Annotated in this window: 14 protein-coding genes; 8 read left to right on the plus strand and 6 right to left on the minus strand. The window is 74.1% G+C overall.

Going from position 1 to position 15,280, the window contains the following annotated elements; translation table 11 throughout:
- The first annotated feature begins 305 nt into the window (after nucleotides 1–305).
- Complete coding sequence (gene murQ, locus D450_RS0102780) at nucleotides 306–1,268, plus strand: N-acetylmuramic acid 6-phosphate etherase (protein ID WP_017537154.1); 963 nt, start codon at nucleotides 306–308, stop codon at nucleotides 1,266–1,268.
- A gap of 44 nt (nucleotides 1,269–1,312) precedes the next feature.
- Entirely contained in the window at nucleotides 1,313–2,803 is a 1,491-nt protein-coding gene (locus D450_RS0102785) for a PTS transporter subunit EIIC (RefSeq protein ID WP_017537155.1), read from the plus strand.
- Here D450_RS0102785 and D450_RS0102790 read toward each other — a convergent pair.
- The gene (locus D450_RS0102790; protein ID WP_017537156.1) at nucleotides 2,790–3,590 is read right to left on the minus strand and encodes a fumarylacetoacetate hydrolase family protein; all 801 of its coding nucleotides are present in this window, start codon (nucleotides 3,588–3,590) and stop codon (nucleotides 2,790–2,792) included. The genes D450_RS0102785 and D450_RS0102790 overlap by 14 nt on opposite strands.
- Nucleotides 3,591–3,729: 139 nt before the next feature.
- Between D450_RS0102790 and D450_RS0102795 the strand changes: the two genes are divergently transcribed.
- The gene (locus tag D450_RS0102795) at nucleotides 3,730–4,689 is read left to right on the plus strand and encodes a LysR family transcriptional regulator (protein WP_017537157.1); all 960 of its coding nucleotides are present in this window, start codon (nucleotides 3,730–3,732) and stop codon (nucleotides 4,687–4,689) included.
- Nucleotides 4,690–4,751: 62 nt separating this feature from the next.
- The gene (gene alc, locus D450_RS0102800; RefSeq protein ID WP_017537158.1) at nucleotides 4,752–5,930 is read left to right on the plus strand and encodes an allantoicase; all 1,179 of its coding nucleotides are present in this window, start codon (nucleotides 4,752–4,754) and stop codon (nucleotides 5,928–5,930) included.
- Between the two features lie 125 nt (nucleotides 5,931–6,055).
- Here alc and D450_RS0102805 read toward each other — a convergent pair whose 3' ends face one another.
- Together D450_RS0102805 and D450_RS0102810 are read right to left on the minus strand one after the other, a co-directional pair.
- On the minus strand, nucleotides 6,056–7,594 hold the full coding sequence (locus D450_RS0102805; RefSeq protein WP_017537159.1) for a YfcC family protein: 1,539 nt from the start codon (nucleotides 7,592–7,594) through the stop codon (nucleotides 6,056–6,058).
- On the minus strand, nucleotides 7,591–8,961 hold the full coding sequence (locus tag D450_RS0102810; protein WP_017537160.1) for a M20/M25/M40 family metallo-hydrolase: 1,371 nt from the start codon (nucleotides 8,959–8,961) through the stop codon (nucleotides 7,591–7,593). The genes D450_RS0102805 and D450_RS0102810 overlap by 4 nt, the downstream gene beginning before the upstream one ends.
- A gap of 203 nt (nucleotides 8,962–9,164) precedes the next feature.
- Between D450_RS0102810 and D450_RS0102815 the strand changes: the two genes are divergently transcribed.
- Entirely contained in the window at nucleotides 9,165–9,542 is a 378-nt protein-coding gene (locus D450_RS0102815; protein WP_017537161.1) for an antibiotic biosynthesis monooxygenase family protein, read from the plus strand.
- 116 nt (nucleotides 9,543–9,658) lie between these two features.
- Nucleotides 9,659–10,498 carry a DUF3152 domain-containing protein gene (locus D450_RS0102820; RefSeq protein WP_017537162.1) on the plus strand — a complete coding sequence of 280 codons (840 nt, stop codon included), beginning with the start codon at nucleotides 9,659–9,661 and terminating at the stop codon, nucleotides 10,496–10,498.
- Here D450_RS0102820 and D450_RS0102825 read toward each other — a convergent pair.
- Both D450_RS0102825 and D450_RS0102830 read right to left on the minus strand, forming a co-directional pair.
- On the minus strand, nucleotides 10,495–10,926 hold the full coding sequence (locus tag D450_RS0102825) for a hypothetical protein (protein ID WP_017537163.1): 432 nt from the start codon (nucleotides 10,924–10,926) through the stop codon (nucleotides 10,495–10,497). The genes D450_RS0102820 and D450_RS0102825 overlap by 4 nt on opposite strands.
- A 124-nt stretch (nucleotides 10,927–11,050) precedes the next feature.
- Nucleotides 11,051–12,514 carry a serine hydrolase domain-containing protein gene (locus D450_RS0102830; protein WP_241483033.1) on the minus strand — a complete coding sequence of 488 codons (1,464 nt, stop codon included), beginning with the start codon at nucleotides 12,512–12,514 and terminating at the stop codon, nucleotides 11,051–11,053.
- A gap of 176 nt (nucleotides 12,515–12,690) precedes the next feature.
- On the opposite strand from D450_RS0102830, the gene D450_RS0102835 reads away from it, so the two are divergent.
- Nucleotides 12,691–13,863 carry a sensor histidine kinase gene (locus tag D450_RS0102835; RefSeq protein ID WP_017537165.1) on the plus strand — a complete coding sequence of 391 codons (1,173 nt, stop codon included), beginning with the start codon at nucleotides 12,691–12,693 and terminating at the stop codon, nucleotides 13,861–13,863.
- A complete protein-coding gene (locus tag D450_RS0102840) occupies nucleotides 13,860–14,528 on the plus strand; it encodes a response regulator transcription factor (protein WP_338037945.1) in 669 nt (222 codons plus the stop codon). Before D450_RS0102835 ends, D450_RS0102840 begins: the two co-directional genes overlap by 4 nt.
- Nucleotides 14,529–14,604: 76 nt before the next feature.
- On the opposite strand, the gene D450_RS0102845 is transcribed toward D450_RS0102840, so the two are convergent.
- Nucleotides 14,605–15,084, minus strand: a complete 480-nt coding sequence (locus D450_RS0102845; protein ID WP_017537167.1) for an SRPBCC family protein — start codon at nucleotides 15,082–15,084, stop codon at nucleotides 14,605–14,607.
- Between the last annotated feature and the right edge of the window lie 196 nt (nucleotides 15,085–15,280).

The raw sequence follows: 15,280 nt of genomic DNA on the forward strand, positions 1-15,280 counted from the left end.
CCGGGGGTGGGGGATGCGCGGGAGCGCAGGGAACTTAGCCGGTCTTTAAATGCCTGAACAAGCTCTAAGAGAGGACATACCGCCACAAACCTCCTGAATGGCGTGGGTCACACTCGCTACCGAAAGCACTCCGGCCTCCGAACGCACTGGTCGGGCGCGCGGTGTTCAGGTGGACACAGAGCGGGACAATCCCGGCAATGTGATGTGAATCACCCTGTCGGTGCGTTTCTGTGGCGTGGGAGGGAAAATTACCTTCTAGGAACAAGAAGCCGAGGAAGGAAACCTTCACGAGGAGAGGCGGGCGCATGGCCAGCACCGGGACCGATACCGGGCGGGACGGGATCGACGGGCGGGGGCTGCGGGACGAGCTCGCCCGGCTGGCGACCGAGGCGCGCAGGGACGACCTGGCCGACATCGACCGCCGGTCCACCGCCGACATCCTGCGCACCATGAACGCCGAGGACACCACGGTGCCCGCCGCCGTCGCCGAGGCCGTGCCCGCGATCGCCGCGGCCGTGGACGCCGTCGCCGAGCGCATGCGGCGCGGCGGGCGGCTCGTCTACGCCGGGGCGGGGACCGCCGGGCGGCTCGGGGTGCTCGACGCCTCCGAGTGCCCGCCCACCTTCGGCACCTCCCCTGGCCAGGTCGTCGGCCTCATCGCCGGCGGCCCGCGCGCCGTGAGCGACGCCGTGGAGGGGGCCGAGGACGACCCCGACGCGGCCGCCGCCGACGTCACCGCGCTCGGCATCGGCCCGCTCGACACGGTCGTCGGGGTCTCGGCCTCCGGCCGCACCCCCTACGCCGTGGAGGCGGTGCGCTCCGCCCGGCGGGCCGGCGCGCTGACGCTCGGCGTGTCCTGCAACCCCGGCTCCCCGCTGGGCGCCGCCGCCGAGCACCCGGTGGAGGTGGTGGTCGGCCCCGAGCTCATCGCCGGCTCCACCCGTCTGAAGGCCGGCACCGCCCAGAAGCTCGTGCTCAACATGGTCTCCACCGTCACGATGATCCGCCTGGGCAAGACCTACGGGAACCTGATGGTGGACCTGCGCGCCACCAACGAGAAGCTGCGCGCCCGGTCGCTGGGCATCGTCGAGGCCGCCACCGGCGCCTCCCCCGACGATGCCGAGGCCGCCCTGACCGCCTGTGACGGCTCGGTCAAGGAGGCCATCCTCGTGCTGGCCGCCGACGTCGACGCCGCCACCGCCGCCCGTCTGCTCGGCGACAGCGGCGGCCGGCTGCGCGAGGCCATCGCCGCCGCGCTCACCGCCTAGCGCCCGCTCCGCGCGCCCCCTCCCCCCGCCGAAAGGAGTCCCCCGTGTCCGACCGGGACGCCGCCTCGGGACCCGAGGCCACCGCCCGTGCCCTGCTCCCCCTCGTCGGCGGGCAGGCCAACGTCACCTCGATCGCGAACTGCATCAGCCGCCTGCGGCTCGGCCTGGCCGACCGCTCGCTGGTGCGGGACCAGGCGATCAGGGACCTGCCCGCCGTCATGGGCGTCGTGGAGGACGACACCTACCAGATCGTGCTGGGCCCCAAGGCGGTGACCGAGGTCGCCGAGGCGTTCGAGCGGCTGGTGGAGCGCGAGCGCGCCGACGCCCCCGCCGCGCCCGCCGACGCGCCTGGGGACGGGGACACCGCCGAGGTGCTGGCCGAGCGCGGGGCCGCCATCCGGGCGGCGAACAAGCGCCGCAACGCCACCCCCTTCAAGCTCTTCCTGCGCCGCATCGCGAACATCTTCGTGCCGCTCATCCCGGCCCTGATCGCCTGCGGCATCATCGCCGGGGTCACCGGCCTGCTGCGCAACCTCGGCTGGCTGGAGGGCGCCGTCCCCGCACTCACCGCGATCAGCTCCGGGTTCATGTCCCTGATCACCGTGTTCGTGGGGATCAACGCCGCCAAGGAGTTCGGCGGCACGCCCGTCCTCGGCGGCGCGGTCGCCGCCATCATCCCCTTCGCCGGGGTCGCCGACGTGCAGGTCTTCGGCACCGCCCTGTCGCCGGGCCAGGGCGGGGTGCTGGGTGCCCTGGGGGCGGCGGTGCTGTGCGCGGTGGTCGAGCGCCGGGTGCGCCGCCACATGCCCGGCACCCTGGACGTGCTGCTGACCCCCACCATCGCGGTGCTGGTGGCGGGCCTGGCCACCGTCTTCGGGCTGATGCTGGCGGCCGGGGCGCTGTCCGAGGCGATCGGCGCCGGGGCGAACTGGCTGCTCGGGCAGGCGGGCGCCGCCGCCGGGCTGGTGCTGGGCGGGCTGTTCCTGCCGCTGGTGATGCTCGGGCTGCACCAGGCGCTCATCCCGATCCATACCACGCTGATCGACCTGGAGGGCTACACCACCCTGCTGCCCGTCCTGTCCATGGCCGGGGCCGGGCAGGTGGGCGCCGCGCTGGCGGTCTACCGCCGGATGCGCCACGACGAGGGCATCCGCTCCACGGTGCGCTCGGCCCTGCCGGCGGGCCTGCTGGGCGTGGGCGAGCCGCTGATCTACGGGGTGACGCTGCCGCTGGGCCGCCCCTTCGTCACCGCCTGCGCGGGCGGCGCCGTCGGCGGCGCGTTCGTGGGCCTGATGGGCCAGCTGTGGGCGACCACCGGTTCCACCGCGATCGGCCCCTCGGGCTGGGCGCTGTTCCCGCTGGTGCAGGGCAGCGCCGGGATCGGGCCGGCGGTGGCGGTCTACGGCGGCGGGCTGCTGGTCGGCTACGTCGCCGGGTTCGTGCTCACCTACCTGTTCGGCTTCCCCAAGGGCGGGCCTCCCGCGGCGGTGCCGCGGGAGGCCGAACAGGCCCCGGACGCGGTCAGTCCCGGGTGACGATCGGGTTGTTCAGCTCCCCGACCTTCTCCACCGCCACGCTCACCCGCTGCCCCGGCTCGACCGGGCCGACCCCGGCCGGGGTGCCGGTGAGCACGACGTCCCCCGGCAGCAGCGTCATGAAGGTGCTGATGTAGGAGATCAGCTCGGGGATGGGGTGGATGAGCGCCGAGGTGCGGGCGTCCTGGCGGACCTCGCCGTCCACGGTGGTGGTGACGCGCAGGTCCGCGGCGTCCTCCAGGGTCAGCCCGGTCTCGATCCACGGCCCGATCGGGCAGAAGGAGTCGAACCCCTTGGCCCGGGTCCACTGCTTGTCGGTGCGCTGGAGGTCGCGGGCGGTCACGTCGTTGGCGACGGTGAACCCGAAGACCATCTCCTTGACGCGCTCGGCCGGCACCTCGCGCCCCATGCGGCCGACGACCACGGCCAGCTCGCCCTCGTAGTCCACCTGCGAGGACGCCTTGGGGTAGAACACCGGGTCGTTGGGACCGGTCACCGCCGTGGAGGGCTTGAGGAAGACCACCGGCTCGTCGGTGGGCTCCCCGGTGACGTCCTTCATCTCCTCGACGTGCTCGGCGTAGTTCTTGCCGATGCACACCACCTTGCTGGGCAGGACCGGGGACAGCAGCCGCACGTCCTCCAGCTTGGCGCGCTCGCCGGTGAGCTGGATGTTGCCGAGCAGGGGGTGCCCGCTCATCCGGGACACGAAGTCCTGCCCGCTATCGGCGTCGGTGTCGACCAGGCCGAAACCGACGTCGTCTCCGGAAGAGAATCTCGCGATGCGCACGGCTGCCCTACCTAGCCTTCATTGGGGAGACCACGACCCGTCCGAGGGTACCGAGGCCTGAGGGCGCACGGCCCGCACCGCGCGACGCGGGCGTGAACGGTGCGCGCACGACCGTTCAGTACTGCTTACCCTTTGCGGTATGACCGACTGGGATCTGCGCAGGCTCCGGGTGCTGCGCGCGCTCGGCGAGCACCGCACCGTCCGGGCCACCGCCGAGGCGCTGAACATGACGCCCTCGGCGGTCTCCCAGCAGCTGGCCGGGCTGTCCCGGGAGGCCGGGGTGCCGCTGCTGGAGGCGCACGGGCGGCGGGTGCGCCTGACGGATGCCGCGCACGTGCTGCTGCGCCACGGCGACGCCGTCTTCGCCCAGCTGGAGCGGGCCGAGGCCGAGCTGGAGTCGTTCGCCCGGGGCGAGGCCGGGCGGGTGGCGGTGGGCGCCTTCGCCACCGCCATCCCGGCGCTGGTCGTGCCCGCGGCGGCCGACCTGCGGCGGCGCTGGCCCGACCTGGCGGTGCGGGTGCGCGAGGCCGAGGCCGCCGAGGTGTACGAGCTGCTGGCCGCCGGCGAGGTGGACCTGGCGCTGTCGCTGGCGGCCGACGCCCCTTCGCCGCGGGACGCCAAGTTCGAGCGCACGGTGCTGATGGCCGACCCGCTGCGGGCGGCGCTGCCGGCCCAGCACCGGCTGGCCGGCGCCCCGGGGCTTCGCCTGGCCGACCTGGCCGAGGAGCCGTGGATCTTCGGCGACTCCGGACCCTGGCGGCAGATCACCGAGCACGCCTGCGCGGCCGCCGGGTTCACCCCCGACCAGGCGCACGCGGCCGCGGACTGGAACGCGGTGCTGGCGATGGTGGAGGCCGGGATGGGGGTGGCGCTGGTGCCGCGGCTGGCGGCGCCGGGCGCCCGGCCCGGGGTGGCCGTGCGCGAGCTGCGCGCCGACCGGCCGCTGCGGCACGTGGTGGCGGCGGTCCGCTCGGGGGCGGGCGGGCGGCCGCGGCTGGCCCGGGTGCTGCGGGCGCTGCAGCGCGCGGCCGCCGAGCACGCCGACGGCCCGCCCGCCCCGGGCGCATTGTTCAGTGAGCCTGAACAGTCTGCACAGTAATCGTCGATGGACACGAAAGGTCGGCCGCGCGCACACTAGGGGACGGAAAAGCATTTAGTGGCATGAACTTCACATCCCCGACAGAGGTCCTTCCGGACCTCGTGAGGAGCACCGTGGCCGAGACCCCCGCCGATCCGCACGCCTTCGACGCCCGGCCCTACTCCGGCGGCGACCCCTACGCCGACTACCGGGCCACCGAGCACGCCTTCACCTCCCTGGTCGACCTGGCCGACCGCCGCCTGGGCGGTTCGGTCGTCGCCGCCAACGACGAGTTCTTCGCCCAGCGCGAGAACCTGCTCAAGCCCGAGCCGGCGGTCTTCGACCCCGAGGCGTTCGGCCACAAGGGCAAGGTCATGGACGGCTGGGAGACCCGCCGCCGGCGCAACACCGCCGAGGCCCCCTTCCCCGAGGACGGCGCGCACGACTGGGCGCTGATCCGCCTGGGCCTGCCCGGCGTCGTGCGCGGCGTGGTCGTGGACACCGCCCACTTCCGCGGCAACTACCCGCAGCAGGCCTCGGTGGAGGCCGCCTGCGTGCCCGGCACCCCCTCGCCCGAGGAGCTGCTCCAGGCCGAGTGGACCGAGATCGTGCCCCGCTCCCAGCTGCGCGGCCACGCCGCCAACGGCTTCGCGGTGGACGACAGGCGCCGCTGGACCCACCTGCGCCTCAAGCAGTACCCCGACGGCGGCATCGCCCGCCTGCGGGTGCACGGCGAGGTCGCCGCCGACCCCGAGTGGCTGGCGGCGCTGGGCACCTTCGACCTGGCGGCGCTGGAGAACGGCGGCGCCGTCGAGGACGCCTCGGACCGCTTCTACTCCCCGCCGGAGAACACCATCCTGCCCGGCCGCTCGCGCAAGATGGACGACGGCTGGGAGAACCGCCGCCGCCGCGTCCGGGAGAGCAACGACTGGGTGCTCTACCGCCTGGCCGGCCGGGCCGACGTCCGAGCGATCGAGATCGACACCGCCTACCTGAAGGGCAACGCCGCCGGCTGGGTGGAGGTCTCCTTCGCCGACGCCGACAAGGGCGACCTGTCCGACCCCGCGGTGTGGACCACGGTGCTGCCGCGCACCCGCCTGCAGCCCGACTCCCCGCACCGGTTCCTGCTGACGGGGGCGCCCGCGGCCACCCACGCGCGCATCGACGTCTTCCCCGACGGCGGCTACTCGCGCGTGCGCTTCCACGGCAGCCTGACCTCCGCCGGCCTGGAGGCCCTGCGCGCCCGCCACGCGCGGCTCTAGCCCCCTCCCCGCGTTGATCTCGGGGAAGTCGGCCTTATGACGGCACTCTTCAGGCCGTCTTTCCCGAGATCAACGCGGGTTCGGGCCCCTGCGCGCGCGGAACCGCCCCGTCCCCCTCCGGCCGTTCAGGCCAGGGCGGCGGCCGTGCCCACGAACGCGCAGACCAGCACGAGCAGCACCGCCAGCAGCGGCGCCACGAAGCGCAGGTAGGCGCCGTAGCCCACCTTCGCCAGGACCAGTCCGCCCATCACCACGGCCGTGGTGGGCACCCACAGGTTCATCCACCCCGAGGCGGCCTGCCAGGCGGTGACCACGATGTCGGCCGGGACCCCGGCGAAGTGCGCGAGCGGGGCCAGGACCGGCATCGCCAGCGTGGAGTGGCCCGAGGTGGAGGGGATCAGGAACGCCAGCGGCAGGTTGACCAGGAACACCAGCACCGCGAAGAACCCCGAGGAGGTGCCGGACACCGCCGCCTCCATGGAGTGCAGCACGGTGTCGGTGATGCGGGCGTTGTTCATGATGGCGGTGACGCCGCGGGCGGCCACGATCACCAGCGCCGGGCCGATGAAGTCGGCCGCGCCCTGCACCAGGGTGTCGGTGAGCCGCTTCTCCCCCATCCGGCCCATGAGCCCCACCGCGATCGCGGCGACCAGGAACAGCGCCGAGAGCTGCCCGAAGGACCAGTCGAGCTGCCAGGCGTAGGGCGCGGCGTCCGCCTCACCGGTGAGCACGCCCGCCCAGGGCACCACCGCGAACACCATGAACGCGAACACCAGCGCCATGAACGCCACGACCACGGCCTGCGTACGGGTCAGCGGCTCGGGCTCGGCCTGGCGTCCCGCACGCTCGGCCGCCTCGGCGTCCCCGGGCAGGAACCCGACCAGGGAGCGCTCGGGCCGCGCCTTGACCCGCGCGGCGTAGCGCAGCACGTAGCCGATGGTCACGGCGGTCAGCACGGCCCACATCAGCAGCCGCAGCGGTAGCCCGTCGCCGAGCGACACCCCCGCCGCCGAGGAGGCCACCCCGGTGGCGAAGGGGTTGACGGTGGAGGTGAGCACCCCCACCCCGGCGCCCAGGATCACCGCGCCGGCCGCCGTCATCCGGTCGTACCCCAGCGCCAGCACCATGGGCACGATCAGCCCGTAGAACCCCAGGGTCTCCTCGGCGAAGCCCTCGATGGAGCCCAGCACGGAGAAGACCGCCATCACCGCCGCCACCAGCAGCAGGCCGCGCCCTCGGAGCCGGTGCGCCAAGCGGGCGATCGCCCGGTCCAGCGCCCCGGTGGCGAACACCGTGGTCACGAACGCGCCGATGGCCAGCACGAACAGGAACACCGCGGCGCTGCCGAACAGCTCGCCGGCGTTGTCCGGGGCGACCGTGCCGGTGTCGGGGTCGCGGATGCCGTAGAGCCCGTTGACCGGGGCGAGGAACAGGTCCATGAGCCGCTCGCCGACGGTGCGGCCGCCGTCGACGCGCTCGTAGGTGCCCGCGATCGGGGCGCCGTCACCGTCCCTGCGGTACTCCCCCGGCGGGATGAGGAAGGCCGCGAGCCACACGGCGACGGTGACGGCCGCCAGCACGGTGAGCGCGCTGGGGAAGTGCCAGGTGCGGGCCTCGGAGCGGGGCTCCGCGTCAGGGGCGGAGCCGGTCTGCGGGCCGCTCACCGTGCGTCCTCCCGCTCGCGGTGGCGGCGGGCGTACTCCTGGAAGAACACCGCCTCGGCCACCACCGCGCGCTTGAGCTCCTCCAGCAGGACCCGCTCATTGGGCGCGTGGAGGTTGGACTCGGAGTCCTGCGCCCCGAACAGCAGGATCTCCGCCCCTGGGACCGCCTTGGCCAGCCCCGACACCAGCGGAATGGCGCCCCCGCTGGCCATGTGCACCGGTTCGGCGCCCCAGGCCGCGCGCATCGCCTCGGTGGCCGCGCTGTAGGCGGGGCCGCCCGTCTGCGCGGCGAACCCCGACCCGGCGTCCCCGGCGGTCACCTGGAGCGGGATCCCGAACGGCCTCAGCCCCTCAAGGTGGCGCACCAGCGCGCGCTGCGCCTCGGCGGCGTCCTGTCCCGGGTGCACGCGGAGGTTGATCTTGGCGCGCGCGTAGGGGACGACCGCCGCCGCGGCCGTGTCGACGGCCGGCGCGTCCAGCCCCATCACGGTGATGGCGGGCCCCGTCCACAGGCGCCGCCCCAGGCTGCCAGTCCCGATCAACGGCGCCTCGGACCGCACCCCGGCCATGCGGCGGAACTCCTCCTCGTCCAGGGTGGCGCCGTCCCACTCCTCGCTCAGCAGCCCGGAGACGGCCACGTTCCCGTCGGCGTCGTGCAGTGTGGACAGCGCGTGCAGCAGCGCGATGAGTGCGTCGGGCGCGGCACCGCCGAACTCCCCGCTGTGCCGAGGGCCGTCCAGGGTGCGCACCTCCACGACGACCTCGGCGTCGCCGCGCAACGCGACGGTGAAGGTGGGAACGCCGGGGCGCACGTTGCCCATGTCGGCGATGACCATGGCGTCGGACCCGAACAGCTCCGGGTCGCTGGGCGGGTACTCGTCCAGCGGGCCGCCGTACTCCTCCTGGCCCTCGATGACGACCTTCACCCCCACGGGCGGGCGTCCGCCGAACACTCTGAGGGCGCCGATGTGCACGAGGATGTTGGACTTGTCGTCGGCGATCCCGCGCGCGCGGACGGCCGGGCCCAGCGGTCCGGCGTCGAACTCGGTCGGCTCGAACGGCGGGCTCTCCCACGCGGACTCGTCCCCGGGGGGCTGGACGTCGTAGTGGGCGTACAGCAGCACCGTCGGAGCGCCCTCGGGCGCCGGCAGGGAGCCGGTCACCACCGGGTAGGAGCCGGGCAGCTCCAAGGAGCCGACGGCCTCCATCCCCGCCGAGCGCAGCAGCTCGGCCACACGGTCGCGGGCGCGCAGCACGGGCGCCTCGGGGTGGCCGGGGAACGCGATCGAAGGGATGCGAGCCAGGTCCACCAGGTCCGAGCGCAACCCTTCGGCCAGGCCCTCGACGGTCCGGGCGATGTCCCGCATACGGCTCCTCCAGGTGGGTTCGGTCGTGGCCGGGCGCCATTGCCCGCATCCTCCCCGGCACCGCCCCGCATGGCCCCCAGGCGCGCCCCCGCGCTTCGTAAAGAGTGGGTGTTGCCGCGGTCAGGCGCCGGAGGTGGTGGAGACTTGTCCCGGACCCGTTGCGGTCGAGGTTGCCGATGTCGCCGTCGAGGAAGGACACCGCCATGAGCGTGGTCAAGTTCAACGTGCTCACCGTCCCCGAGGGCGGGGGCGCGACGCTGGAGGAGCGCTTCTCCAAGCGCGCGGGGCTGGTCGAGGGCCAGCCCGGTTTCGAGGAGTTCATGCTGCTGCGCCCTGTGGAGGGCACCGACCGGTACCTGGTGTACACGCGGTGGAAGGACGAGGAGTCGTTCCAGCAGTGGCTGGAGAGCAGCGCCTTCAAGAGCGGCCACGCCGAGGCCGCCAAGGACGCCGCGGCGGGGCAGGGACAGGGGCACGGCCATGGCCACGGGCATGGACACGGCCACGGCGGGCCCGCGGCCACCGGCAGCGAGCTGTGGGGGTTCGAGGTCGTCCAGCACGTGGGCGGCGGGGGCGCGTAATCTTCCGCCAATTCCCGGACTGCGGATGACCAGGCGGGGAGCGGGCGCGTTCGCGCGTCCGCGGATTTCTGGGATGCTGGAGGCTCGCTCCCACCCCATTCCAGGAAGGTCCGCGCGTGCCCGAGCGAGCTCCGCAGTCCGGCGGCCGCCGGCGCCGCCGCTACCCGCTTGAGGTACTGGTCGGGCTGGCCGTGATCGTCCTCGGCTGCGCCGTTCTCGTGGCCGACCGCCTGCCCTGGGTCCCCGACCCGGGCGCGGACGGGGCCGCGGTTCCGGCCGCGTCGTCCACGGCCTCCCCGGCGGCCGGCGCCCCCTCGGGGTCGCCCTCGCCGGAGGCCTCGGCCGGTGACGACGGGGACGGCGGCGGGGGCGGTGACGGGGACGACGGCGGGCCCGAGGAGGACGCCTCCCCGATCATGCGCTCGGTGGAGGACGAGGTCGTCTCCGCCGACGGCGACCTGTCCGTGGTCGGCGGCGACACCGAGCGCGTCGGCGACGGCCCGGTGGTCCGCTACACCGTGGAGGTGGAGGAGGGGCTGCCCGGGGAGGCGGAGGACTTCGCCGCCGCCGTGGACGCGATCCTCGCCGACGAGCGGGGCTGGCGCTCCCAGGGCCACTCCTTCGAGCGCGTGGAGGACGGAGCGGTCGACTTCCGCGTCGCCCTGGCCTCGCCGGACACGGTCGACGCCATGTGCGCACCGCTGCAGACCAACGGCTACACCTCCTGCAAGGCCGGCGGCCGCGCGATCATCAACCAGAACCGCTGGGTGTCCGCGGTCGAGCACTTCGACGGCGACCTGGAGACCTACCGGGTCTACGTGATCAACCACGAGGTCGGCCACGCCCTGGGCCACGGCCACGTCGGCTGCCCCGGGACGGGCGAACGGGCCCCGGTGATGATGCAGCAGACCCTCCGTCTGAACGGCTGCGAGCCCAACGGCTGGTTGGAGCCCTAACCCGCGTCGGCGGGCCCGGTGGACACCTCGACCTGCCCGCGGACGGAGCGGATGAGGACGCCGTCCGGAGAGCTGAGGGAGCCGAGGGACCAGTCGGCGGGCCCACTGACCGGGTCGTGGCGCCCCGGGGCCGTGATGTGGCGCCCGTCGCCGAACACCAGGCGCAGGTGCCCGGACGGGAAGGCGATGGAGACCAGCACCTCGGTGCCGACGAGCGCCTGGAGGACGTCCAGGGCGTCACCCGACGCGAGCGGCGCGGCCCCGGGGGCGCACGGTGTCCCCTTGGAGACCAGGCAGTCCTCTGCCAGCTCCAGCACGAAAGGCGGCACGGCGACGACGACACGGCCCTCGTCGCCCCGCTCCTCGACGCCCCCGACCCGCAGCCCGCGGAGTCCGAGGTCCCACCGGTCTTCCCTGAAGCGAACCACGAGACCCAATCCTCCAGCAGGTGGTCGACGAGGTTCCCCATGGTTCCCGGTGCCCGTCACCGGCGGGGCGGCCGCCCNGGGCCCGCTCCTCGTCGTCCTCCCGCCGGTCGGATCACCGCCCTCTTCAGCGCAGTCGCCGGTAGCACCAGATGCGGCGGGTGAGCGCGACGGCGCCCAGGACGAGGCACACCGCGGAGAACAGCACCAGCAGCGGCATCAGCCAGACGACCACGATCCAGTACTGGAAGCTGAACGATCCGCCCTGCGCCCCGATCAGTGTCGGGAGGAAGAGGCCGAGGGCGGTCACGAGTCCCAGCGGGATGAGCCGGAGCACGACCCTCGGGCGGCGGGCCCCGCGGCGGCGGAGCGCCCAGCGCCGCGCGCGGACCACCGCCGTGGTCAGGAGCGCGCCCGCCGCCAGGGTGAGCCCCAGCAGGACCGCGTTGACGATGGTCAGCGGATTGTTCATCGGGGTCGTCTCAACGCCGGCCCGCTCCGCCAGGAGGTTGTTCGTCAGCAGACTCGGTGCCCCCACACCGTTGGTCAGGACGACCACGGCGGTGCCCGTGTCGGGTACGAAGGCCATGTCGCCGGTCCAGGTCGCCAGGGTGCCCCCGTGGGCGACCAGCGGCGCGTCCCCGCCCGCCGGGTCGGGGCGGACCTCCCAGCCCAGGCCGTACTCCTCGGCCCCCGGCTGGGCGGCGTGCATCTCTTCCAAGGACTCCTCGCTCAGCAGGCCGGTGTCGAGCGCGCCCTGGTTGAAGCGCACCCACCGCACCATGTCGCCCAGGGTCGAGACGACGCCGCCGTTGCCCACGCAGCGGCCGGGCATCTCCGGGACGGCGACGGCGGCGCCGAGCACGACCTCGTACCCGGAGGCCAGCCCCTCCGCCGGGTCCGAGCAGCCCAGAGTGGCGGTGGTGTCGTCCATCCCCAGCGGGGCGAACAGCTCCGAGGCGAGGAAGGCGTTGTACGGCTCGCCCGAGACCTCCTCGACGATCCGCGCCGCCACCGAGTAGTTGGTGTTGTGGTACTCCCACCGCTCCCCCGGGTCGGCGGCCAGCTCCTTGTCGGACAGCTCGGCGACGACGTCGGCGGCGCTGCGCGGGGGCGGGAACGCGTACTCGTTGTTGGTCGTGATCGACAGCCCCGAGGTGTGGCTGAGGAGCTGTCGGACCGTGATCTCGCGGGAGCGCGGGTCGGCCATGGTGAACTCGGGCAGGACGTCGACGACCGGGTCGTCCAGGGCGAAGTCCCCCCGCTCCACCAGCAGCATGACCGCCGCCGCGGTCATCGGCTTGCTCATCGACGCGATACGGAAGCGGGTGTCCTCGGTGACGGCCTCACCGTCGCCGTCGTGGCCGCGGAGGATGGTCTCGTCCGAAGAGCCGTCGATCACCGCCACGGCCATGCCGGGGGTGTCGTAGGCCGACCGGTAGGCGTCGACCAGCCCCTCGGCGCCCGTGTCCGCGCGGACCGGCGGCGCACCGGGCACCGCGGTCGCGACCAGCACGGCGAGCGTGAGGACGAGTCGGGCGGCCCCGGAGGACCGGGTGGGGAATGCAGGGAGCATGCGTGGGGTGTTCACGGCGGCAAAGCTAGTTCCGGACTCCGTCGGCCCACCTCACCCCGCGGGGTGAAATCGCGCCGCCGCCCCGGTTCACCGGCGCGGGGAGCGCGGCGGTCGTGGTTGCATTGGCCCCGGCGTGATCCGGCCGCCCGTCTCGCGCGCGGCCCGGCGGAACGGTGCGGCACAGGGTGGTCATGGACGGCTTTGCGACACACGGCGACCGCGGCGGCGACCGGTGGCCCCGGCTCGCCCTGGCCGCCCACTGCGTCCTGGCGCCGCTGTCGGTGGCGGCCGTGGTCCTCATGGTCCTCGCGGGCGCCCGGCCGTGGCAGGTCGCGGCGGTGGTCCTGGCCGCGGTGGCGCTGCACGCGGCGGTCGCGACGGCCCGGCGCCGCCCCGTCTCGGGGTTCGCGGCGGCCTCGGCGGCCATGCTGGGGCTCGTGCTGACACCGATGCCCGGGTGGGCGCCCAGCGCTCTGCCGTCGGCGGGCTGCTTCCTGGTGGTGCTGTGGCGCATCGCGTCCGTCACGGGGTTCCGGCTGCGCCTGGCCGCGCTGCTGGTGGGCGTCGCCGGGGTCGTCATCAGCGGGCTGACCGCCTGGGCGCGGCTCCCGGAGGGCGCGGCGGCGTGGACGGCGGCGGCCCAGGGCGCGATCGAACTGTGCGCGGTCGCCGGGGTGTGGGGCGGCGCGGTCGCGGCGGCCCGGCGCCGGCAGCGGGCCGCCCGGGCGGAGCGGGAGCGGCTGGAGGCGGCGCGGTGGGCCGAACGCGCGCGGATCCGCCGCGACCTGCACGACGTCATCGCGCACTCGATCACGGTGATGGTGGCGCGCGTGGACGCGGCGGCGGTGACGACCGGCGACGACGGCACGCGCGAGGAGCTGGAGGACGTGGCCGAGTCGGGCCGCGACGCGCTCGGGGCGCTGCGCGCCATGCTGGCCGTGCTGGACGCGGGGCGCCCGGACCGTACGGAGGCGCTGCCGGCCCTGGCCGCCCTGCCGGATCTGGTGCGGTCGGCGTCCACGCCGGTGCACCGGGTGGCCTTCGAGGAGGAGGGGACGCGCGGGACGATGGCGATCGACGCCGAGGCGGCGCTCGTGCGCGTGGTGCAGGAGGGGATCACCAACGCGTTCCGCCACCTGCGGCCCCCGGTCTCCGTGGAGGTCCTTCTCCAATGGCGGGAGGGGGAGGTCCTGCTCCGGGTCCGCGACGACGGCGGCCGGGGCGCGCTGGACAACGGCCCCGCCGGGACCGGGCTGGCGGGGTCCCGGGAAAGGGTCGAGGCCGCAGGCGGGATGTTCTCCGCGGAGCAGGAGGACGGCGGGTGGGTCCTGACGGCACGGCTACCGACCAAGGAGCAGCGGTGAGACCGGTACGGGTACTCCTGGTGGACGACCAGGTACCGCTGCGCCGCGCCCTGCGCACGGTGCTTTCGGCCGATCCGGGCATCGAGGTCGTCGGGGACGTGGGCGAGGGGCGGGCCGCGATCGAGGCGGTGCGCTCGCAGGGCGTCGACGTGGTGCTGATGGACATCCGCATGCCGGGGCTCGACGGCGTCGGCGCGACGAAGGAGGTCACGCGCCTGTCGCCGTCGACGCGGGTGCTGATCCTGACGACCTTCGACGCCGACGAGCTGGTGGCCGCCGCAGTGCGGGCCGGAGCGAGCGGCTACCTGACGAAGGACACGCGGCCGAACGCGCTACGGAAGGCCGTCCACGACGTCGCGGCCGGGACGTCCGCCTTGGCACCGGGGGTGGCGGCCACGGTCATCGACCTGCTCCGCGAGGCACCCCGCGCCGAGCCCCGGACCAGTGCCGAACCGCTGGGCGCCCTGAGCCCGCGCGAGGTCGACGTCTTCATGCTGATCGCGGCCGGCCGTTCCAACACCGAGATCGGCGAGGAGCTGTTCCTGAGCCAGAACACGGTGAAGACCCATGTGCGGGCGGTCCTGACCAAGCTGGGCCTGCGCGACCGCGTGCACGTGGTGATCCACGCCTATGAACACGGCCTGATCCAGCGGCCGCCGGGCTGACTCCGCCGTACGCCCTGCTGTTTGGAATGCGGCGGGTTCCCAGCCGTCCGCGCAGGTGCGGCTTGCTCAGACAGAGCTATGGGCCCGACAGGGTCGAGCCGCCGTCGCACTCCAGCAGGCGCAGAAGGTTCGCGTTGCGCTCGGCTATGAGCAGCCTCATGTACTCCTTCAGCACCAGCGTGTCGGCCACGCGCCCCAACGGCCCCAAGGGAGAGGCGAAGTCCACCCGGTCGGTCATCAGACACGAGCGGTCCTGTAACCGGTGGAAGGCGTGCTCATGGCACAGGCGGGCGAAAGGGCCCCGGACCTGCTCGCCGACGAAGAAGTGCGGGGCGTCCATACGGGTGATGCGACTGCCCACCCTCCAAGTGATTCCGAAGTGGCGGGCCTGGAAGGTGACGGTGTCGCCTTGGTCGAGCAGCCCGCAGGCGCTGGTGCGCACGACCCTTTCGCGGTAGCGCCGCATGATGTGGGGGTGCAGGTGGGGATCCGCGCAGGCCCGGAAGACCTTGTCAAAGGGAGCAGGGATGACGGTGGTCAGCTCGATGTGGGGCACGCGCGCATCCTAGGCTCCTGAGCCCGCCCGGCGAGGGATCGCGGTCCCTCGCCGGGCGGGGTGGCCGCCCTCCCCCTCCGTGCCGGGGCGGCCGGGGATGCCGCCGGTCCGGAGGCATGGACCGGCGGCGGGTCGACGGGGAGCGGGGTCGTGTCCGCAGGCCTGGTGGAACTCTGCGGGCCCGGCCGCCCCCGGG

The sequence above is a fragment of the Nocardiopsis halophila DSM 44494 genome (assembly GCF_000341245.1).
GTDB classification, from domain to species: domain Bacteria; phylum Actinomycetota; class Actinomycetes; order Streptosporangiales; family Streptosporangiaceae; genus Nocardiopsis_A; species Nocardiopsis_A halophila.

Excerpts from the sequence above, each read along its gene's own strand:
- D450_RS0102835 (WP_017537165.1), top strand. The coding sequence starts at position 12,691 with ATGGACGGCTTTGCGACACACGGCGACCGCGGCGGCGACCGGTGGCCC.
- D450_RS0102810 (WP_017537160.1), bottom strand. The coding sequence starts at position 8,961 with ATGCGGGACATCGCCCGGACCGTCGAGGGCCTGGCCGAAGGGTTGCGC.
- alc (WP_017537158.1), top strand. The coding sequence starts at position 4,752 with ATGAACTTCACATCCCCGACAGAGGTCCTTCCGGACCTCGTGAGGAGC.
- D450_RS0102815 (WP_017537161.1), top strand. The coding sequence starts at position 9,165 with ATGAGCGTGGTCAAGTTCAACGTGCTCACCGTCCCCGAGGGCGGGGGC.
- murQ (WP_017537154.1), top strand. The coding sequence starts at position 306 with ATGGCCAGCACCGGGACCGATACCGGGCGGGACGGGATCGACGGGCGG.
- D450_RS0102795 (WP_017537157.1), top strand. The coding sequence starts at position 3,730 with ATGACCGACTGGGATCTGCGCAGGCTCCGGGTGCTGCGCGCGCTCGGC.